Origin of the sequence: Halomonas beimenensis, assembly GCF_002549795.1 — a bacterium.
GTDB lineage: Bacteria > Pseudomonadota > Gammaproteobacteria > Pseudomonadales > Halomonadaceae > Halomonas > Halomonas beimenensis.
Map to the genome: position 1 here is coordinate 281,823 of NZ_CP021435.1, position 18,647 is coordinate 300,469.

17 protein-coding genes are annotated in these 18,647 nt (G+C 70.1%); 11 read left to right on the forward strand and 6 right to left on the reverse strand.

Translation table 11 applies throughout. The features are described 5' to 3' along the window. Nucleotides 1–146: 146 nt before the first annotated feature. A complete protein-coding gene (locus BEI_RS01375; RefSeq protein ID WP_097787823.1) occupies nt 147–1,175 on the reverse strand; it encodes a Fe(3+) ABC transporter substrate-binding protein in 1,029 nt (342 codons plus the stop codon). 238 nt (nt 1,176–1,413) lie between these two features. Between BEI_RS01375 and BEI_RS01380 the strand changes: the two genes are divergently transcribed. Then, complete coding sequence (locus BEI_RS01380; RefSeq protein WP_097787824.1) at nt 1,414–2,544, forward strand: ABC transporter ATP-binding protein; 1,131 nt, start codon at nt 1,414–1,416, stop codon at nt 2,542–2,544. Here the strand turns inward: BEI_RS01380 and BEI_RS01385 are convergent. Further along, the gene (locus BEI_RS01385) at nt 2,494–4,206 is read right to left on the reverse strand and encodes an ABC transporter permease (protein WP_097787825.1); all 1,713 of its coding nucleotides are present in this window, start codon (nt 4,204–4,206) and stop codon (nt 2,494–2,496) included. The genes BEI_RS01380 and BEI_RS01385 overlap by 51 nt on opposite strands. Before the next feature lie 957 nt (nt 4,207–5,163). On the opposite strand from BEI_RS01385, the gene BEI_RS01390 reads away from it, so the two are divergent. The 6 genes from BEI_RS01390 (at nt 5,164) to BEI_RS01415 (ending at nt 13,490) form a co-directional block, all read left to right on the forward strand. Next, nucleotides 5,164–6,240 carry a TRAP transporter substrate-binding protein gene (locus tag BEI_RS01390; protein WP_097787826.1) on the forward strand — a complete coding sequence of 359 codons (1,077 nt, stop codon included), beginning with the start codon at nt 5,164–5,166 and terminating at the stop codon, nt 6,238–6,240. Between the two features lie 116 nt (nt 6,241–6,356). Further along, entirely contained in the window at nt 6,357–6,986 is a 630-nt protein-coding gene (locus BEI_RS01395) for a TRAP transporter small permease subunit (RefSeq protein WP_097787827.1), read from the forward strand. After that, complete coding sequence (locus tag BEI_RS01400) at nt 6,986–8,350, forward strand: TRAP transporter large permease (protein WP_097787828.1); 1,365 nt, start codon at nt 6,986–6,988, stop codon at nt 8,348–8,350. The genes BEI_RS01395 and BEI_RS01400 overlap by 1 nt, the downstream gene beginning before the upstream one ends. Nucleotides 8,351–8,387: 37 nt before the next feature. Next, nucleotides 8,388–10,598, forward strand: coding sequence for a tRNA(Met) cytidine acetyltransferase TmcA (locus tag BEI_RS01405; RefSeq protein ID WP_227644537.1), 2,211 nt, complete (start codon nt 8,388–8,390; stop codon nt 10,596–10,598). A 32-nt stretch (nt 10,599–10,630) separates the two neighbouring features. Further along, on the forward strand, nt 10,631–12,097 hold the full coding sequence (locus tag BEI_RS01410; RefSeq protein WP_097787829.1) for an aminoacyl-histidine dipeptidase: 1,467 nt from the start codon (nt 10,631–10,633) through the stop codon (nt 12,095–12,097). A 10-nt stretch (nt 12,098–12,107) separates the two neighbouring features. Next, the gene (locus BEI_RS01415) at nt 12,108–13,490 is read left to right on the forward strand and encodes a DNA recombination protein RmuC (RefSeq protein ID WP_097787830.1); all 1,383 of its coding nucleotides are present in this window, start codon (nt 12,108–12,110) and stop codon (nt 13,488–13,490) included. A 48-nt stretch (nt 13,491–13,538) separates the two neighbouring features. Here the strand turns inward: BEI_RS01415 and BEI_RS01420 are convergent, their stop codons facing one another. Next, nucleotides 13,539–14,012: a Dps family protein gene (locus tag BEI_RS01420; protein ID WP_097787831.1), complete on the reverse strand. Its 474-nt coding sequence runs from the start codon at nt 14,010–14,012 to the stop codon at nt 13,539–13,541. 170 nt (nt 14,013–14,182) lie between these two features. Here BEI_RS01420 and BEI_RS01425 point away from each other — a divergent pair, with 170 nt between their 5' ends. Both BEI_RS01425 and BEI_RS01430 read left to right on the forward strand, forming a co-directional pair. Then, complete coding sequence (locus BEI_RS01425) at nt 14,183–14,716, forward strand: hypothetical protein (protein ID WP_097787832.1); 534 nt, start codon at nt 14,183–14,185, stop codon at nt 14,714–14,716. Then, nucleotides 14,713–15,072: a hypothetical protein gene (locus BEI_RS01430; protein WP_097787833.1), complete on the forward strand. Its 360-nt coding sequence runs from the start codon at nt 14,713–14,715 to the stop codon at nt 15,070–15,072. Before BEI_RS01425 ends, BEI_RS01430 begins: the two co-directional genes overlap by 4 nt. A 4-nt stretch (nt 15,073–15,076) precedes the next feature. Here the strand turns inward: BEI_RS01430 and BEI_RS01435 are convergent, their stop codons facing one another. Continuing rightward, nucleotides 15,077–15,508, reverse strand: a complete 432-nt coding sequence (locus tag BEI_RS01435) for an HIT domain-containing protein (RefSeq protein ID WP_097787834.1) — start codon at nt 15,506–15,508, stop codon at nt 15,077–15,079. 107 nt (nt 15,509–15,615) lie between these two features. On the opposite strand from BEI_RS01435, the gene BEI_RS01440 reads away from it, so the two are divergent. Together BEI_RS01440 and BEI_RS01445 are read left to right on the forward strand one after the other, a co-directional pair. Next, nucleotides 15,616–16,362 (forward strand): sulfite exporter TauE/SafE family protein, encoded by a 747-nt coding sequence (locus BEI_RS01440; protein WP_097787835.1) that lies wholly within the window; start codon nt 15,616–15,618, stop codon nt 16,360–16,362. Between the two features lie 62 nt (nt 16,363–16,424). After that, nucleotides 16,425–16,556 (forward strand): entericidin A/B family lipoprotein, encoded by a 132-nt coding sequence (locus BEI_RS01445; protein ID WP_097787836.1) that lies wholly within the window; start codon nt 16,425–16,427, stop codon nt 16,554–16,556. A 9-nt stretch (nt 16,557–16,565) separates the two neighbouring features. Here the strand turns inward: BEI_RS01445 and BEI_RS01450 are convergent, their stop codons facing one another. Continuing rightward, nucleotides 16,566–17,069, reverse strand: coding sequence for an acyl-CoA thioesterase (locus BEI_RS01450; RefSeq protein ID WP_097787837.1), 504 nt, complete (start codon nt 17,067–17,069; stop codon nt 16,566–16,568). 101 nt (nt 17,070–17,170) lie between these two features. Further along, entirely contained in the window at nt 17,171–18,481 is a 1,311-nt protein-coding gene (locus BEI_RS01455) for a short-chain fatty acid transporter (RefSeq protein ID WP_097787838.1), read from the reverse strand. Nucleotides 18,482–18,647: the final 166 nt, after the last annotated feature.

Below are 18,647 nucleotides of genomic sequence, written 5' to 3' on the forward strand. Positions count from 1 at the left end.
AGGAATGAAAACAAGAGGCCCGCGGCACTGCCGCGGGCCTCTTGCTATCGCCGCATGACGGGGGGCGAAGCCTGCAGCGTGGTGGGTGCGCTGGCGCTTACCCCCCTACGAGGGCTGCGAGGGCCCACCTCCCGCCATGAGGTGTCTTACCGCCAGCCGACGCGATCGAAGATCCGCACCGCCTGGGGATTGTTCTCGCCCAGCACGCTGACGTTCAGGTCGTCGCGCTTGAAGTCGCCCCAGTCGGCCAGCACCGCGTCGACCTCCACGCCGTCCACCACCGGGAACTCGTGGTTGCCGGAGGCGAAGATCGCCTGGGCCTCGTCGGAGGACAGGAACTCCAGGAAGCGCACGGCGTTCTCGGGGTTCGGGGCGCCCTGGACCACGCCGGCGCCGCCGACGTTGACGTGGGCGCCGCGGCCGTCCTGGTTGGGGAAGAGGATCTGGACGCGCTCGGCGGCCTCGCGATCGGCCTCGTTGTCGGAGGTCAGCAGGCGTACGTAGTAGTAATGGTTGGCCACGGCCAGGTCGCACTCGCCGCTGGCCACGCCGAGGATCTGGTCGGTGTCGCCGCCCTCGGGGTCGCGGGCCATGTTGTCCACCACGCCCTGGGCCCATTCCTCGGCACCTTCCTCGCCGTGATGGGCGATCATGGAGGCCAGCAGCGACTGGTTGTAGATGTTGTTGGAGGAGCGGATGCACACCTGGCCCTCGAAGCGCGGGTCGGCCAGGTCCTCGTAGCTGGCGATCTCGTCGGCGCTCACGTCCTGCGGGTCGTAGAAGATCGCCCGCACGCGCTGGCTGAAGCCGAACCACTTGCCCTCGGGGTGGCGCATGGAGGCGGGCAGCCGCTCGGCCAGCACCTCGGACTCCACGCCCTGGAAGATGCCGTCCTGCTCGGCGCGCCAGAGCCGACCGGCGTCCACGGTCAGCATCACGTCGGCCGGGCTGGCCTGTCCCTCGCGCTTGATGCGCTGGATGAGCTGGTCGGAGCCGCCTTCCAGCACGTTGACCTCGATGCCGGTGGCCTCGGTGAAGGCGTCGTAGAGCGCCTGGTCCGAGTCGTAGTGGCGGGCCGAGTAGACATTCACTGCATCGGCCGAGGCCTGGGTGGCGAAGGCCGCGCCGGCCAGCAGGGCGGCGAGGGGCAGGGCGAGACGGCTGGGTTGGGTCATCGGGAACCTCGTGGGCGTTGGGATGGACTATGATCTCGAATGATAATACGTTGCATTCCTCGCTCGCCATTGAAGCGTCTGGCCCGCAGGGCGTCAACCGCGGTCGGCCATGGGGGCTGACCTGGATCAAGCCCGTGGGGGCCGGCCGGGTCGGTCGCGGCGAAAATCGCGACGAAATTACGAAGCTTTCGCGTTACCATGGAGCCTCGTTTTCATTCGGCTGCCACGACCCTCGCCTATGACCAGCCACGCCCAGTTGTCTTCCGTTCCCGAGGCCGCGCCGGAGCAGGCGCCGGTGCTCGCCATGCACAACATTCGCCACGCCTATGGCCATCACCTGGCGGTGGAGGACGTCGGCCTGGAGGTGCGCCAGGGCGAGGTGGTCTGCCTGCTCGGTCCGTCCGGCTGCGGCAAGACCACCCTGCTGCGCATCGTCGCGGGCCTGGAAGTGCTCCAGCAGGGGCGGGTCGACCTGAACGGGGTGCCCATCGGGCGGCCCGGCAAGGCCCATGTGCCCCCGGAGAAACGCAACGTCGGCCTGGCCTTCCAGGATTCGGCCCTCTTCCCGCACCTCTCCGTGCTGCAGAACGTCACCTTCGGACTCGAGGCCCTGCCGGTCCGGGAGCGTCGACGGCGGGCCCTGGAACTGCTCGAGCAGCTGGGCATGGGGCGCTATGCCGAGACCTATCCGCACATGCTGTCCGGCGGGCAGCAGCAGCGCGTCGCCCTGGCCCGGGCGCTCGCTCCGGCGCCCCGGCTGATGCTGCTCGACGAGCCCTTCTCGAGCCTGGATGCCCGGTTGCGCGACCGCATTCGCGACGACACCCTGCACGTGCTCAAGAAGGTGGGCGCCGGCGCCCTGCTGGTCACCCACGACCCCGAGGAAGCCATGTTCATGGCCGATCGCATCGCCCTGATGCGCGACGGCCACATTGTCCAGATGGGCACGCCTCGCGAGCTCTACTGCGCGCCGGTCGATCCCTTCGTGGTCACCTTCTTCGGCGAGGTCAACGAGCTCGAGGGAGTGGTTCGCCGGGGGCGGGTGGATACCCCGGTGGGGGAGGTGCTGGCGCCGGCACTGGCCGAAGGCAGCCGGGCGCGAGTGATGATCCGCCCCGAGGCGCTGCGGGTGGTGGCCCTGGACGAGACCCCTGCCGACCATCACAGTCACGTGATCATGGCCAAGTTGCTGGGGCGCACCAGCCTGTTGCATATCTGCGCCCATGGCGCCGGCGGGCGGGAGGATCACCTCCATGCGCGCGTGCCCGGCGTCTTCCTGCCCGAGGAGGGCCAGCCGATCACCGTCCGGCTGGATCCGTCACAGGTCTTTGTCTTTCCGGCCGATCCGGGCGCGACTGCCGGGCCGTGAGCCGCGCATCGCCAGGCTGAGCAGGATCACCGGGATGATGCCCACCGCCACGATCGTCAGCGAGGCGGTGGAGGCCCTGGCCCGCCGCTCGTCGGCGGCCAGGTTGTGGGCCCGCACCGCCAGGGTGTCGAAGTCGAACGGCCGCAGGATGATGGTCGCCGGCAGTTCCTTCATCACGTCCACGAACACCAGGATGCCGGCGGCCAGCAGGCTGCCGCGCATGAGCGGGGTGTGCACCCGGCGCAGGGTGCCGCCGGCGGTCTGTCCCAGGGTGCGGGCGGCCGCGTCCATGCTCGGCGTCACCTTGCCCAGGCTCGCCTCCAGGGCGTTGAAGGAGACCGCCAGGAAGCGCACCACATAGGCGTAGATCAGGATGAAGGCCGAGCCGCTGAAGATCAGCCCGGCGATCACGCCATAGTGGGCCTTCAGGAAGCCGTTGATCTGGTCGTCCAGCCAGGCGAAGGGAATCAGGATGCCCACCGCGACCACCGACCCCGGCACGGCGTAGCCCATGGCGGCCACCCACGACGCCGTCCGCGTGACCGGCCCGGGGTTGAGCCTGGCCCCGTAGCTGAGCACCAGGGCCAGGCCCACGGCGACCACCGCCGCCAGGGCCGCCAGGACCAGGCTGTTGCCGGCGAACTCGAGGAACCGGGCGCCGAACAACGAATCCCCGCCCCGCACCGAGAGATAGCCCAGCAGGCCGCTGGGAATCAGGAAGCCCACCAGCACCGGCGCCAGGCAGGCCAGGGTCGCCGCCAGCGCCCGCATCCCCGTCAGCCGGAATTCCGGGAGCTGCTGGTAGCGTCCCGTGGTGTGGAAGTAGCGCCGCTTGCCCCGTGACCAGCGCTCGAGCAGCACGAAGACGATCACGAAGGCCAGCAGGCAGGCCGCGAGCTGGGCGGCGGCGACCTGCTCGCCCATGCCGAACCAGGTGCGGTAGATGCCGGTGGTGAAGGTGTCGACGCCGAAGTACTGCACCGCCCCGAACTCGTTGAGGGTCTCCATCAGCGCCAGGGACACGCCGCCGACGATGGCCGGGCGGGCCAGGGGGATGGCGATGCCGGTGAACAGCCGCCAGGGGCCGCGCCCCAGGGTCCGGCCCACGTCCAGCACGCAGACCGACTGCTCGAGGAAGGTCGCCCGGGCCAGCATGTAGACGTAGGGATAGAGCACCAGGGTGATCAGCGTCGCGGCCCCGCCGAGGGAGCGGATGTCGGGGAAGAAGTAGTCGCCGCGTTCCCAGCCGAAGGCTTCGCGCAGGGCGCTCTGTACCGGGCCGGCGTATTGCAGGAAGTCGGTGTAGGCGTAGGCGATCACGTAGGTGGGCACCGCCAGGGGCAGCAGCAGGGCCCACTCGAAGAGCTTGCGCCCCGGGAAGCGGCACATCACCACCAGCCAGGCCGTGCCGGTACCGATCACGAAGGTCCCTACCCCCACCGTCACCACCAGGAAGAGGGTGTTGAGCAGGTAGCGGCCCAGCACGGTGTCGACCAGGTGCGCCCAGACGCCGCCTGCCGGCATGACGATGTGGGCCAGGACGACGATCACCGGCAGGGCCACGATCAGGGCGATGAGCAGGGTCAGGCCGCTCCAGGCATCGAGGCGAATCGGCAGGCGGCGGGCGGACGATGAAGGCCGCTGGCTGGCGGGGCTGGACAAGCGGGGACTCCTTCCGGTGATGGGCGGTGACACCGGCCAAATGCGATGGGATAGCGGCTGAGAATAGTATCAGCTGGGCGTCGCGCCTGCAGCAGAGGTCGCCGCCGGCCCCATGACCTCTAACCGTCATCTCGATCTGTTACCTCGTGACACGAGAGGGATGTTACCGGGGGTGACGGCTGTCGAATCTTCGGTAACAACATCGCGCCCAGGCACCGATGAGCCCGTATGACGATACGTGTCTCCCCTTATTCGGAACCGACATAGGTCACATTGCGTAACCCCCTGTCAGCTCTCATCCTTGCGTTGAATCTTCGAGATAATACGCCTGTTTGAGGGGTGTGGCGTGGCGCCTAGTCTGAGGAGACCAAGGTGGAGGCATCAGCCAGGCGGAGCTTGCGTGAAAACTTTCATCGTCAAGTTTGATTCGGTTTTTCGCAGGCCCCGGCACCGAGGCTCCAGCGGTAGCGCATCGGAGCCTCGCCCGCGGGGTGGTGAAGACGGCGTCGCCGTGATGTCGCCGGAGCCCCTCGAGATGGTCGTGGCACTTATCCATTGGTCGCAGGGCTCGTGGGTGACGCCTTCTCGCCCGTCGTCGGGCGGCGATCCGGCCGACAGGAAATTCTTTCGCCTGGGCCAGCGTTTACCGACACCTCGGCGAGGGAGTGCCGGGACAGGAGTCGCGGGATCCGCGAGGGGGATAACCCCGATTTTTGGTCATACCAATTTACCTAAGTTGAAAAGGCGTGAAGGGCGCTATAGCGTCATTCGGCGAACAACGGAGGTCGGAAGCGTGGAGGACCGTCGTTGGTCACCGTTCGGACGGCGGGCCTACACTGGCCCGAGGAACAGGCCGGCGAGTCCCTGACTCGCGGCAGGAGGTCGTTTCCGGCGTCCTGTCCGATCCGGGACGTCGACACGCTGGAGCAACCACAAGAAAAGCACGGAGACTTCACTATGAAACTCGTCAAGACCATGGCCGGCTGCGCCGGTGCACTCGCCCTCGTCACCGGCTCCGCCTTCGCCGACGACCTGCGCTGGCGCATGCCGGTGGCGTTCTCGACCAACCTGCCGGGCCTCGGCTCGCCGGCGGCCTGGGTCGCCGACAACCTGACCACCGCCTCCGACGGTTCCATCGAGGTGCGGGTCTACGAGCCCGGCGAGCTGGTGCCGGCCTTCGACATCCTGCAGTCCGTGTCCGACGGCAAGGTCCAGGCGGGCTACACCTGGATCGGCTACGACCAGGGCAAGGTCCCGGCGGTCCCGCTGTTCGCCGCCGTGCCCTTCGGCCTCAAGCCCTGGGCCTTCACCGGCTGGTATTACTACGGCGGTGGCCACGAGATGCTCCAGGAGGTTTACGCCAACAAGGGCTTCAACGTCCACGCTCAGCTGTGCGGCATCATCGGGCCGGAAACCGCCGGCTGGTACTCCAGCGAGATCACCTCCCTGGAGGACTACGAAGGCCTGAAGATCCGTTTCGCCGGCCTCGGCGGCAAGGTGCTCGAGCGCCTGGGCGCCTCCGTGACCATGATGCCGGGCGGCGAGCTCTTCCAGGCGCTGGAGAAGGGCACCATCGACGCCACCGAGTTCTCCATGCCCGCCATCGACCAGATCCTCGGCTTCGATCAGGTGGTGAACTACAACCTCTTCCCGGGGTGGCACCAGCCGTTCACCGCCCAGTACATGCTGATCAACAAGGACGAGTGGGATAGCGCCACCGAGGCCCAGAAGGCCCTGGTCGAGGCCTCCTGCACCGCCGCGACGACCCTTGGCCTGGCCGAGGGCGAGTACAAGAACGGCGAGGTACTGGCCGGCTTCCAGGAGCAGGGCGTCAACGCCCAGCAGATCCCCATGGAGGTACTGGAGGAACTGAAGGACGTCACCAACGAGGTGCTGGCGGAAGAGGCGGCCAACGACGAGGACTTCCGTCGCGTCTACGAGAGCCAGCAAGCCTTCCAGGAGACCTACTCCGTCTGGGACAGCCGTGCCTACCTGCCCGCCGAGCTGACCGCGCCGGACGACGGCGAGGAGTGATCGGCCCGCCCGGCCCCCCGGAGCCGGGCACCGGCAAGGCGGCGGGAGTCCCGCCGCCTCGGAACCCATCCCGAGGCCCGTGACAGCGGGCCTCGCTCGGCCTGAGAGATTGATCCATGACGGAGCCTGATCGCCATTCCCATGAACCGCACGGCCTGAGCCCGTCCGAGGTGGAAGAGCTCGTCCACCACCATACCGAACTCCCCCAGACTCGCCTCAGCCGAGCCCTCGACCGGGCCCTGGCGCTGATCGGAAAGGCCGCGTCCTGGTTCTGGCTGCTCGTGGTGGCGGTGATCATCTGGGCCGTGGTCGGGCGCTATGCCTTCGGCCAGGGGTCGGTGACGCTGGAGGAGTGGCAGTGGCACATCGCCGGGGCGGCCTGGCTGCTGGGCCTGGCCTATACCCTGACCACCGATGATCATGTGCGAGTCGACGTCCTTCATGAACGCCTGAGCCTGAGGACCCAGGGCTGGATCGAGCTGTTCGGCATCCTCCTGCTGTTGCTGCCCTTCCTGGGGATCTCCCTCTACGAGATGGTGCCCTACGCCTGGAGCTCCTATCTGCAGGGCGAGACCAGCCAGGCGCCGGCCGGGCTGTCGCATCGCTGGATCCTCAAGGCCACGGTGGCGCTGTCCTTCGCCCTGCTGATCCTGGCGGCCCTGTCGCGCCTGCTGCGCGTCACCGCCCTGCTGTTCGGCTTTCCCAAGCCCATCGCCTCCGACAACGCCAAAGGGGACGCATCCTGATGTCACTTGAAGCAATCTTCGTCATCGGCATGTTCGCCACCTTCGGCGTGCTGCTGATGACCGGTTTTCCCGTCGCCTGGGTGCTGGGCGGTACCGCCGTCGTCTGGACGGTGATCGGCGTGGTCGCCGTCGACAGCTTCGGCGCCGACCTCTGGTTCGACTACAACTCTTCCATGGCGCTGGTCCCCGAGCGGGTCTGGGGGCTCGTCGAGAGCGAGACCCTGGTGGCGCTACCCATGTTCATCTTCATGGGCATCATGCTGGACCAGTCCGGCATCGCCGAACGCCTGATGAACAACATGGTCAAGCTGTTCGGCGCCGTGCGCGGCGGCTATGCGGTCACGGTGATCGTCATCGGCGTGCTGCTGGCGGCCACTACCGGCATCATCGGCGCCTCCGTGGTGCTGCTCGGCATGCTGTCGCTGCCGGTGATGATGGAGAACAAGTACGACAAGGGCTTCGCCGTGGGCACGGCCTGTGCCACGGGAACGCTCGGCATCCTGATCCCGCCGTCCATCATGCTGGTGCTGATGGCCGATCGCCTGGCGGTGCCGGAGGCCTCGGTGGGCGATCTCTTCATGGGAGCCTTCTTCCCGGGCCTGCTGCTCGGCGCCATGTACGTGATCTACGCCATCGGCCGGCCGATGCTGCAGCCGCACATCGCTCCGGCGCCGGAGGACCTGCCCGACATCGGTCCCCGGGTGATCTGGGACGTGATCGTCGCGGTGATTCCCACCGCCGCCCTGATCCTCGGCGTACTGGGGTCGATCTTCGCCGGCGTGGCCACGCCCACCGAGGCCTCCGGCGTGGGCGCCGTGGGCGCGCTGCTGCTGGCGCTGCTGTCCGGGCGCCTGAGCCTGCCCGTGATGCGGGAGTCGCTGTTCCAGACCACCCGTACCTCGGCGTTCATCTTCGCCATCTTCCTGGGGGCCACCGCCTTCTCGGTGGTACTGCGTGGCCTGGGCGGCGACGAGGTGATCGAGGATGCGTTGCTCGGCCTGCCCTTCGGCCCGAGCGGCATCGTGATCACCATCCTGTTCGCGGTCTTCCTGCTGGGCTTCTTCCTCGACTGGGTGGAGATCACCCTGATCATCCTGCCGCTGGTGGCACCGGTGGTGCAGAGCCTGGGCTTCGATCTGGTGTGGTTCACCATCCTCTTCGCCATGTGCCTGCAGACCTCCTTCCTGACGCCGCCGGTGGGCTTCGCGCTCTTCTACATCAAGGGCGTGGCGCCGCCGGAGATCACCGCCCCGGACATCTACCGCGGGGTCATGCCCTACATCATCATCCAGCTGGTGGCCCTGGCGCTGGTCTTCCTGCTGCCCGCCATCGCGACCTGGTTGCCGAGCGTGGCCTATGGCTGAGATGCTGATGCCCACCCCCTGACACGAGGATGCCAGCGTGGTAATCCTTCCACCTGAAGCCGCCCCCGGGGCGGCTTCGGCCGTTTCGCCCCCTGACCCGGGGCGGCTGACGGCCGCCGCCGATGCCCTCGCGCAGCGCCGCCATCGAGGCCTGCTGTGGATCGCCGCCCCCGCCGGAACGGCGGTGAGCCGGGCGCTGGCCCTGTGGCGGGCCCGTCCCTGGCCGGCGCCGCTCTGGCTGGGACCGGCTCTGCCGGCCCTGGATGCGGCCGGCATCGCGCCGCTGCCCGCCGCCAAGGCGCGCACCCGGCTCGGCGGCGAACAGGGGCTGGTGGTGGTCGACGCGGTCTCCGCCCAGGCCGGGTTCGATCCGGACGCCTTCGGCGCGGTCTCCGGCACCCTGCGCGCCGGCGGCCTGCTGGTGCTGCTGACGCCGCCGGACTGGGGCTCGCGTCCCGATGCCGACTATGCCCGCCTGGCCGAGCATCCCTGGCGCGTCGAGGACCTCCAGGCCCGCTACCTGGCCCGGCTCGCCCGTCTGCTGGCGGCGGCGCCGGAGGCGCTGCGCTGGCCCGCCGAAGCTCCGCCGGCGATCCCCGACTGGCCGGAGGCCGTGGCGCCCGAGCCGCCTCCCGACGACCCGGACTGCCTGACCCGCGACCAGGCCGTGGCCGTCGAGCGCCTGGTCCGGCTGCGCCGCCGGCGCCCGCTGGTGCTCACCGCGGACCGGGGCCGGGGCAAGACCGCCGCCCTGGGCATCGCCTGCGCCCGGCTGCTCGCCCGGGGCGAGGCCCAGGTCCTGGTCACCGCGCCGCGTCCCTCGGCGGTCGCGGCGCTCTTCGAGCGCCTGGCCAGGCTGTGCCCCGGGGGAGAGCGGCAGGGCAACCGCTTCCAGGTCGGGGAGAAGCGGGTGACCTTCCTGGCGCCGGATGCGCTCAGCGAACGGGTCGAGCGCGGCGAGGCCGGCGGCGCCGGGGCCTGGCTGCTGGTCGACGAAGCCGCGGCCATCCCGGCGGCGTTGCTCGGGCGATGGCTGGAGGCCTTCCCGCGGATCGCCTTCGCCACCACCGTGCATGGCTACGAGGGGGCCGGCCGCGGCTTCGCGCTGCGCTTCCGCGAGCGGCTGGAACGCCTCGCCCCCGGCTGGCGGGAATGCCACCTGGCGGCGCCCATCCGCTGGGCCGAGGGCGATCCCCTGGAGGTCCTGACCGGTCGGCTCCTGATGCTGGATGCCGAGCCCTCGGCCCCCGCCGGTCGAGGCCTGCACTGGCAGGCGGTGGGCCGCGAGGCGCTGGCCCGGGACGAGCCTCACCTGCGGGCCCTCTTCGGGCTCCTGGTCCAGGCCCACTACCGCACCACCCCGGGCGACCTGCGCCGGCTGCTGGACGCGCCCGGCACCCGTCTCGCCACCCTGGAGGACGCCGCCGGCCCCCAGGCGGTGGTGGTCACCGGCGACGAGGGCGGCTTCGATGCCGAGCTGGCCGAGCAGGTGGCCCGGGGCGAGCGTCGCCCCCGGGGCCACCTGCTGGCCCAGTCCCTGGCCGCCCATGCCGGCAGTCGCGAGGCGCTGACCGGCCGGCTGCGCCGGGTGCTGCGCATCGCCGTCCACCCCGAGCGTCGACGCCAGGGACTCGGCCGCCTGCTGCTGGACGCCGAGCGCGAGCGGGCCCGCGAGGCGGGCCTCGACCTGCTGGGGGCAAGCTTCGGCGCGGAGCCGGGGCTGCTGGCCTTCTGGCAGGACCAGGGCTTTCGCGCCGTGCGCCTGGGGCTGAGCCGCGAGGCCGCCACCGGGGAGCATGCCGTCATGGTGGTCATGCCCACCAGCGCCCGCGGCAGGGCCCTGGCCGAGCGGCTGACGGCACGCTTCCACCGGCTGCTGCCGGCCCTGCTGGCCTTCGAGCTCGGGGAGCTGGAGCCGGCGGTGGCGTTGGCGCTGCTCGCGGAGGGGCCCGTCTCGCCGCTGGGCGACGACGACCTTCGAGACCTGTCGGACGTGGCCCATGGCCACCGCGAGGCGGCCCTGGCCCGCCCGGCCATCCAGGCGCTGGTCCGTCGGGCCGCCGTTGCCGGGGACCGGGACCCCGACCTGGCCCGGTTGGCCGCCTGGGCCTTCCAGGGACGCGACGATGCCTGGCTGACGGGGCGCCTGGGCCTGGACGGGGCGCGGCGGGTGGATGCCTGGCGTCGCGGCGTCGTGGCGAGGCGCCTGGCCTCGGCCGCGCTTTCCTTGGACGAGGACGCCCGGTAGAGTGCCCGGGTCAACCCAGATACCGAAGCGCCATGAACGCACATCTCGAGCAGCTCTCGCCGCAGCCGCTGTGGCGGCACTTCCGCACCCTGTGCAACACGCCGCGTCCCTCCGGCCACGAGGCCGCCCTGGTGGCCCGCCTCGAGGCCTGGGCCGACGAGCAGGGCCTGGCCCATGACCGCGACGCCGCCGGCAACCTGCGAATCCGCAAGCCGGCATCGAAGGGGCATGAAGCCGCCCCGGGCGTGGTCCTTCAGGGGCACCTGGACATGGTGGCCCAGGCCAATGCCGATCATCCCCACGACTTCGCCCGGGATCCCATCGAGACCTATCTCGAGGACGGCTGGCTGCATGCCCGCCACACCACCCTGGGGGCCGACAACGGCCTGGGCGTGGCCGCGGCCCTGGCGGTGCTCGAGGACGATACCCTCACTCATGGGCCCCTGGAGGCCCTGTTCACCCTGGAGGAGGAGTCGTCCATGGGGGGCGCCCTCAACCTGGCCGAGGACTGGCTGGACGGGCGGATCCTGCTCAACCTCGATTCCGAGGATCGCGGCCAGGTCTACATCGGCTGCGCCGGCGGGGCCGACGTGGTGGTCGATGCCCAGTTGCCCACCTCCGACCTCGAGGAAGACGAGGCCCTGGTGCGCCTTGCCCTGACCGGCCTGACCGGCGGTCATTCCGGGATCGACATCCACAAGGGGCGCGGCAACGCCAACCGCCTGCTGGTGCGGGTGCTGCGCGCCCTGGAGGCCTTCGACGCCCGGCTGGTCGACTACCGGGGCGGCACCCTGCGCAATGCCCTGCCGCGTGAGGCCTTCGCCACCCTGGCGCTGCCCGCCGACGAGGTCGAGGGCGCCCGGGAACGCCTGCTGGCCCTGGAGCTGGAGCTGCGCGACGAGCTCGCCGGCGCCGACGACCACCTGGCGCTGGCCCTCGAGACCGTCGAGGCCCGCGCCGCCGAGGCCCTGACCCGGGACGCCAGCCGCCTGCTGATCGCCGCCCTGCATGCCGCGCCCTGCGGGGTCGAACGGATGAGCGTCGACGTGCCCGGGGTGGTGGAGACCTCCAACAACCTGGGGGTGGTCACCCTGGAAGGGGGACGCTTCCACCTCTGCGCCCTGGTGCGCTCCCTGCGCGACAGCGCCACCGCCGACATCGCCGACCGCTTCCGGGCGCTGTTCGAGCTGATCGGCGCCCGCACCCGGGTCGAGAACGGCTACCCGGGCTGGACCCCCGATCCCGACAGCTCCCTGCTGGCGCGTTTCCGTGCGCTGCACCGGGCACGGCTGGGCGTGGATCCGGAGGTCAAGGTGATCCATGCGGGGCTGGAGTGCGGCATCCTCGGCGCCAAGTATCCGGAGATGGCGATGATCTCCTTCGGCCCCCTGATTCGCGGTGCCCACTCCCCGGACGAGCGGGTCGAGGTCGCCTCGGTGGAGGAATTCTGGGGGCTGCTGCGCGCCCTGATCGAGGACCTGGCGCGCCCGTCGAGCTGAGGAGGACGGCATGAGCGAGGCCTGGAGCCTCATCCCGGGCGGGCCGCTGGCCGCCGCCCTGGCGCTGTCGGCCCTCGCGGCCCTGGCCTGGGGCCTTCGCCTGCGGCGCCGGCTGGCCGATACCGCGAGCCGGCTGGCCGAGCGCGAGGTCGCCGCGAGTCGCCTGGAGCAGGAGCTGACCCAGAGCGACGCCCAGCTCGACGGCTGCCGCGAGCGCCTGGCGACGCTGGAGGCGGAACTCGCCGAGGCCCGCGATCGGCTCGCCGAGCAGCGTGAGCGTGCCGCGCGCCTGGAGGCGGAACGGGAGCAGGCGGCGCTGCGCCACCGCGAGCAGCTGGCGCTGCTGGAGGAGGCCCGGGAACGCCTCAAGGACGAGTTCCACCAGCTCGCCGGCCGCGTCTTCGAGGAGCGCCAGCAGGCCTACAGCGCCCAGAGCCGCGAGAGCCTGGAGGCGCTGCTCAAGCCCTTCCGCGAACAGGTCCAGCAGTTCCGCCAGCGGGTCGAGGCGCTGCACGACCAGGAGCAGCGCGAGCGCGGCGCGCTCAAGGCCCAGCTCGACCAGCTCGCCGGGCTCAACGCCCGCCTGGGCGACGAGGCGGCCTCGCTGGCCCGGGCGCTCAAGGGCGACCAGAAGGCTCAGGGCAACTGGGGCGAGCTGATCCTGGAGACGGTACTGGAGCGCAGCGGCCTGCGCCGCGACGTGGAGTATCGCCGTGAGGTGTCGCTGTCCGGCGAGCAGGGCCGGCGCCGCCCCGACGCCGTCATCTACCTGCCCGAGGACCGCCACCTGATCGTCGACGCCAAGGTCTCCCTGGAGGCCTGGACCCGGGTGGTCAACGCCGAGGACGAGGCCGAGCGCGAGACGGCCATGGGCGCTCACCTGCAGTCCCTGCGCCAGCACGTCCAGGGGCTCGCCGCCAAGGACTACCCCGGCCTGCCGGGCTTGCGGTCCCCGGACTTCGTGTTCCTCTTCGTGCCGGTGGAGCCGGCCTTCGCCGCGGCCTTCGAACGCGACCCGAGCCTGTTCCAGGAGGCCTTCGACCGCCAGGTGGTGATGGTCACGCCGACCACCCTGCTGGCCAGCCTGCGTACCGTGGCGGGGCTGTGGAGCCTGGAGCGCCAGAACGAGAATGCCCGCCAGATCGGCGAGCGGGCCGAGCGCCTGCTGGCCAAGTTCGGCGGCTTCGTGGAGAGCCTGCAGGAGGTGGGTCGACACCTGGAGCGAGCCGGCGACAGCCACCGGCGGGCCATGAACCGGCTGTCCGAGGGGCAGGGCAGCCTGGTGGCCCAGGCCAGGGAACTGGAGCGTCTGGGCGTGCGGATGAAGAAGCCGCTGCCCGCCGAGCTGGTGCGTGCCGCCGAGGGCGAGGCCCCGCAGGACGGGGCCCCATGAAAAACGCCGCCCCGGAGGGCGGCGCTCGGCGCTCGGGTGGGGGGCGGATCAGCCCAGATAGGCGTTGAGCATCCAGACCGTCTTCTCCTGCTCGCGGATGTAGTCGCCGACCTGGGCGGCGGTGCCCTCGTCGTCGGCGTCGGAGGCCAGCGACAGGATCTCGCGCTGCAGCTCGATCAGCTGCTGGTAGCCCCGCAGCACGCCGCGCACGCAGGCCTCGCCGTCGTGGACGTCCTTGTCCTCCTCGATGCTGGCGATGCGGAAGTAGTCGCTGTAGGCGTGCACCGGACGGTGACCGAGGGTCAGGATCCGTTCGGCGACCTCGTCGACCTTCATCAGCAGATCGGTGTAGAACTCCTCGAACTTGGTGTGCAGTTGGAAGAAGTCGTGCCCCTTCACGTTCCAGTGGTAGCCGCGCACGTTCATGTAGAAGATCTGGTAGTTGGCCAGCAGGACGTTGAGCCGTTCGGCGAGCTGGCTGGCGCTGGCCTCGTGCAGGCCGATGCTGTTGGTGTCGGTCATGCGAATGCCTCCTTGATCGCGTGTGGGGCCAGTGTAGGCGGGGGCATGGCGGTCGGGTAAGCGAATTCCATGCATCGCCATCATAGCCTTTCCACATGACATGCGGATGCCGCCGGCGGCCTTCAAGGGTGGGAAGGGCTAGACTCGGATCAAGGAAAGGAGGATTCGGCATGTGGCGTCTGGGCGGCACCCTCTTGCTCGCGGTACTGGTCGGCTGCCAGTCGCTGCCGTCGCGCCTGCCCGAGGCCGAGCCGGCGCCCTCGGCGGCCTGCCGCTGGCCCGTGCAGGCCGACCGTCCCCCGGCCACCCTGACGCGGGTGGTGGCGGCGCTGGAGGAGGAGGGCTTCCTGGTTCGCCATACCGCGCCGGCCCTCGGCCTGGTGAGTGCCGAGCGCGCCGAGCGTACCTTCTATCCCGGCCATGTCGAGCCGGACATCGGCGCCTTCGTGCTGGGCGGCAGCCACGGCCGAAGGGGCGGAGGCGTCTGGCTGGGCCTGGGCGCCGGGTTCGGCACCCTGTCCGACGAGGCCACCGAGGTCGAGCGGGTCTCGGTGGTGGTCGGGGAGACGGTCCAGGTGGCCCGGGACATCCGCCTGTTCGACTGGCGCAATGAGCTGGTCCGCTCGCGCACCGCCAGCGATGCGACCTTCTGCCTCGACCTGCGCGAGGCCATCCGCCGCCAGGCGGGGGAGGGGGCACCATGAGGGCGGCGGTATCGGTGGCCGTGCTGGCGGCCTGGCTGGCGGGCTGCGCCACGCCGGCGGGCCCCGCCACGCCCGCCACGCGGGAGTCGGCCGTGCCCGTGGAGACGGTCCTGACCGAGGCGATGAGCCTGCTGATGGCGCGGGGCTACGTGATCCGCCATGCCGATGCCGACCTGGGGCGGCTGGAGGCGGTCATCGCCCGCTGGCCGGGCTACCGCGTCCGCCTGGAGGTCGAGGCGGCCGACGGCGCGACCCTGATCAGCATGACCGCCTACCGCGACGGCCGGCCCTTGCCTCCCCGCCTGGTCGAGCCCCTGATGACCGACCTGAATGGCCGGCTGCTGATGCGCCCCTGAGGGATCACTCGTCTTCTAGGCCGTCGAGGCCCTCCACCAGGGCCAGGATGCGGTCGCGGCTGTCCGCCAGGGCGTCCAGGTCGTAGGCCTCGGCCCGCCCCTGGCCCCAGACCGGGCCGGGCCAGGCGGCGTCCCCTTCGCGACGCAGGATCACGTGCACGTGCAACTGGGGCACCAGGTTGCCGAGGGTGGCGATGTTGAGCTTGTCTCCTCCCAGGTTGCCCTTGAGGGCCTGCCCCAGCAGGGTGGCTTCCCGCCACAGCTGTCGCTGATCGTGCTCGGCGAGGTCGTATACCTCGACGACCCCGGGGCGACGTGGGATCAGCACCAGCCAGGGATAGCGGGCGTCGTTCATCAGGCGCAGCTGGCAGAGCGGCAGCTCGGTGATGGGATAGCTGTCCGCTTCCAGTCGCGGGTCCGGGGTGAATTCCGGCATGGGGCTCTCCTCCTGGCCTCCTGGGGGTATCCTGAGGCTATCATGGCACAGGCAGTCGCCCCGGGGGATAGGCCGCCGGGCGAGCCGGGAACGGAAGGGATGCCGCCATGACGCCACTCGAGGTGCTGGCCCTGTTCGCCATCGGCGGCGTGGCCGGGTTCATCAACGTGCTCTCGGCAGGGGGCTCGATGCTCACCCTGCCGCTGCTGATCTTCCTGGGGCTGCCGCCCCAGGCCGCCAACGGCACCAACCGGGTGTCGATCCTGCTGCAGAGCGTCTCGGCCGTGGTGCATTTCCGGCGCGCCGGCGCAGGGCACTTCGGCCTCGGCCTGCGGCTGGCCGTCCCCGCCGTGCTGGGGGCCCTGCTGGGCACCTGGCTCGCCCTGCGAGTCAGCGATGCGGCCTTCGAGGCCGTGCTGGTCGCCGTGATGACCCTCTCGGCCCTGCTGATGCTGCTGCCCCAGCCCCGTCTGGTGACCCGGGCGCTGAGTCCGGACCGGCTCACCCCGGGCGTCCATCTGGCGATGTTCGCCGTGGGCATCTACGGCGGCTTCATCCAGGTCGGGGTGGGCATCCTCTTCATGGTGGTGCTCTATCGCCTGCTCCGGGTGGACCTCGCCCAGGTCAACGTCTTCAAGGTGCTGATCGTGCTCGTCTACACCCTGCCGGCGCTGGGGCTGTTCGTGGCCGAGGGCCAGGTCCGCTGGGGGCACGGCCTGGCACTGGCCGCGGGGAGCATGAGCGGCGCCTGGCTGGCGGTCCGGGTGAACATGAGTCCCCGAGGCGCCCTGTGGGTGAAGTGGCTGACCGTCGCGGTGATCCTGGCCATCGTCCTGCGGCTGCTCTCGACCTGAGCCCGAAGGCTGCTAGATTGAATAAGCAACCGCTGTTTCGACTCACGCGCCCCGGAGGTCCCATGAAACGGACACTACTGCTGACGATCGCCACCCTCTTCACCCTGTCGTTGCTGGCCGGCTGCAACACCGTGCGCGGCGTGGGACAGGACCTCGAGGAAGGCGGCGAGGCCATCCAGGAATCCTCCTACTGACAGGGGGAATCAGCCGGCGTCGTGCTCGACCTGGGTGCGGCGCTCCTCCTCCTCGGCCTGCTTGCGCAGCTTCTTGCGCAGCGCCGCCTTCTCGAAGCGCAGCTTCTGGGCCCGTGTCTCCAGCTTCAGGGGCGGGACCGGGGCCGGCTTGCCGTCCGCGTCCACCGCCACCATGGTGAGGTAGCAGCTGTTGGTGTGGCGGATCAGCTTGTTCTGGATGTCCTCGGCGACCACCTTGATGCCGATCTCCATGGAGGAGCGGCCGACGTGGTTGACGCTGGCCAGGAAGGTGACCAGCTCGCCGACATGGATCGGCTGCTTGAACAGCACCTGATCCACCGAGAGGGTCACCACATAGTGACCCGAGTAGCGGCTGGCGCAGGCATAGGCCACCTCGTCGAGCTTCTTGAGGATGGCGCCGCCGTGCACCTTGCCACTGAAGTTGGCCATGTCGGGGGTCATCAGCACGGTCATGGTCAGCTCGTGCTGGCCGGGAAGGGCGTGTTCGTCCATCGGGGCGTCGGGTCCTTGGGAATGGTCCCCCCAGCATAACGCCTCGCCCCCGGGATGGGGACCAGGCGTCACCAGTGGTCAATCGACGCTTGCCCGGGCTCCTAGAGCCAGGTCAGGCCGGCGGCGATGATCAGCCCCGTGAGCAGCAGCTGCACCAGGCAGAAGCCCATGATGTCCTTGGCCTTGAGGCCGGCGATGCCGAGCACTGGCAGGGCCCAGAAGGGCTGCAGCAGGTTGGTCCAGGCGTCCCCCCAGGCCACGGCCATGGCCACCCGCGGGATGTCCACGCCCAGGGCCTCGGCGGCGGGCAGCATCACCGGCGCCTGGACGGCCCACTGGCCGCCGCCGGAGGGCACGAAGAGGTTGACCAGGCCCGCGCTGACGAAGGTCCAGAAGGGCAGGGTGGTCTCGGTGGCCAGCGAGATGAGGGCCCCGGAGAGGGTGCCGGCGAGTCCGGACTGCACCATGATCGCCATGATCCCCGCGTAGAAGGGGAACTGGATGACGATGCCGGCCCCCCCCTTGATGGCCTCGTGGAGGCTCTCGAGCAGGCTCTTCGGCGTGCGATGCAGCACGATGGCCAGGAACAGGAAGAGGGAGTTGACCACGTTGAGGTTGAGCCCGCCCCCCTGGAGCAGGAAGTGGTCGACCAGGAACAGCAGTCCCGGAATGCCCACCAGCCAGGCCAGGGTCAGGCTGTTCTCCAGGCGTTCCGCCGGGCGGGTGATCCGGCCCCGAGGCTCGGTCTGTTCGTCGAGCAGCCGGGGGTCGATGTAGACGCTCTCCCGTTCGCTGGGCAGCATCAGCCGGTTGAACAGCGGGACGGCGACGAACAGCGCCAGGACGATCAGCAGGTTGAAGGACGAGAAGATGGTCTCGGCGGTGCCGATCACGCCGATCCGCTCCACGGTGAAGTGGCCGTCGGTGGCGATGGTCAGGGGGACCGACCCCGCCAGCCCGCCATGCCAGACGATGAAGCCGGAATAGGCGCTCGCCACCAGCAGGCGGTAGTCGACGCGAACCTGACGGGCCAGCTCCTTGGCGAAGAGCGCTCCCACCACCAGGCCGAAGCCCCAGTTGATCCAGCTGGCGGCCAGCGAGACCAGGGTCACCAGCACGATGGCCGCGCCGGCGGTGCGGGCCAGCCCCGCCAGGCGCTGCAGCAGCCGCTTGACGGGGGGCGAGCTGGCCAGCATGAAGCCGGTGACCAGCACCAGCAGCATCTGCATGGAGAAGGTCAGCAGGTTCCAGAAGCCGTCTCCCCAGAAGCGCAGCACCGCCAGGGGCGTCTGACGCTCCACGGCGATGGCCGCGGCCGCCGCGATCACGGTCAGCAGCAGCACGAAGATGTAGGGATCGGGCAGATAGCGCTCGACCAGCTTCACCGCCGGTCGCGATAACACCTTGAGCATGATGACGTCCTTTGCCGGTTGTCGTCGCGCCGGGCTCACCGGCCCGGTCGGCCACTCGTTAGCCGGTTAACGCTGACCCAGCCGTCCCCGCTTGTCAAAGTGACGAAGGGCGAAGGAAGCGCTGATTTATGTCGCGAGCGATGAGAGGCTGGTCGCCGCCGGAACG

Bases quoted from the DNA above. Each gene is read 5' to 3' on its own strand.
- BEI_RS01375 (WP_097787823.1), bottom strand. From the start codon at position 1,175: ATGACCCAACCCAGCCGTCTCGCCCTGCCCCTCGCCGCCCTGCTGGCC.
- BEI_RS01380 (WP_097787824.1), top strand. From the start codon at position 1,414: ATGACCAGCCACGCCCAGTTGTCTTCCGTTCCCGAGGCCGCGCCGGAG.
- BEI_RS01390 (WP_097787826.1), top strand. From the start codon at position 5,164: ATGAAACTCGTCAAGACCATGGCCGGCTGCGCCGGTGCACTCGCCCTC.
- BEI_RS01395 (WP_097787827.1), top strand. From the start codon at position 6,357: ATGACGGAGCCTGATCGCCATTCCCATGAACCGCACGGCCTGAGCCCG.
- BEI_RS01400 (WP_097787828.1), top strand. From the start codon at position 6,986: ATGTCACTTGAAGCAATCTTCGTCATCGGCATGTTCGCCACCTTCGGC.
- BEI_RS01410 (WP_097787829.1), top strand. From the start codon at position 10,631: ATGAACGCACATCTCGAGCAGCTCTCGCCGCAGCCGCTGTGGCGGCAC.
- BEI_RS01415 (WP_097787830.1), top strand. From the start codon at position 12,108: ATGAGCGAGGCCTGGAGCCTCATCCCGGGCGGGCCGCTGGCCGCCGCC.
- BEI_RS01420 (WP_097787831.1), bottom strand. From the start codon at position 14,012: ATGACCGACACCAACAGCATCGGCCTGCACGAGGCCAGCGCCAGCCAG.
- BEI_RS01425 (WP_097787832.1), top strand. From the start codon at position 14,183: ATGTGGCGTCTGGGCGGCACCCTCTTGCTCGCGGTACTGGTCGGCTGC.
- BEI_RS01430 (WP_097787833.1), top strand. From the start codon at position 14,713: ATGAGGGCGGCGGTATCGGTGGCCGTGCTGGCGGCCTGGCTGGCGGGC.
- BEI_RS01435 (WP_097787834.1), bottom strand. From the start codon at position 15,508: ATGCCGGAATTCACCCCGGACCCGCGACTGGAAGCGGACAGCTATCCC.
- BEI_RS01440 (WP_097787835.1), top strand. From the start codon at position 15,616: ATGACGCCACTCGAGGTGCTGGCCCTGTTCGCCATCGGCGGCGTGGCC.
- BEI_RS01445 (WP_097787836.1), top strand. From the start codon at position 16,425: ATGAAACGGACACTACTGCTGACGATCGCCACCCTCTTCACCCTGTCG.
- BEI_RS01450 (WP_097787837.1), bottom strand. From the start codon at position 17,069: ATGGACGAACACGCCCTTCCCGGCCAGCACGAGCTGACCATGACCGTG.
- BEI_RS01455 (WP_097787838.1), bottom strand. From the start codon at position 18,481: ATGCTCAAGGTGTTATCGCGACCGGCGGTGAAGCTGGTCGAGCGCTAT.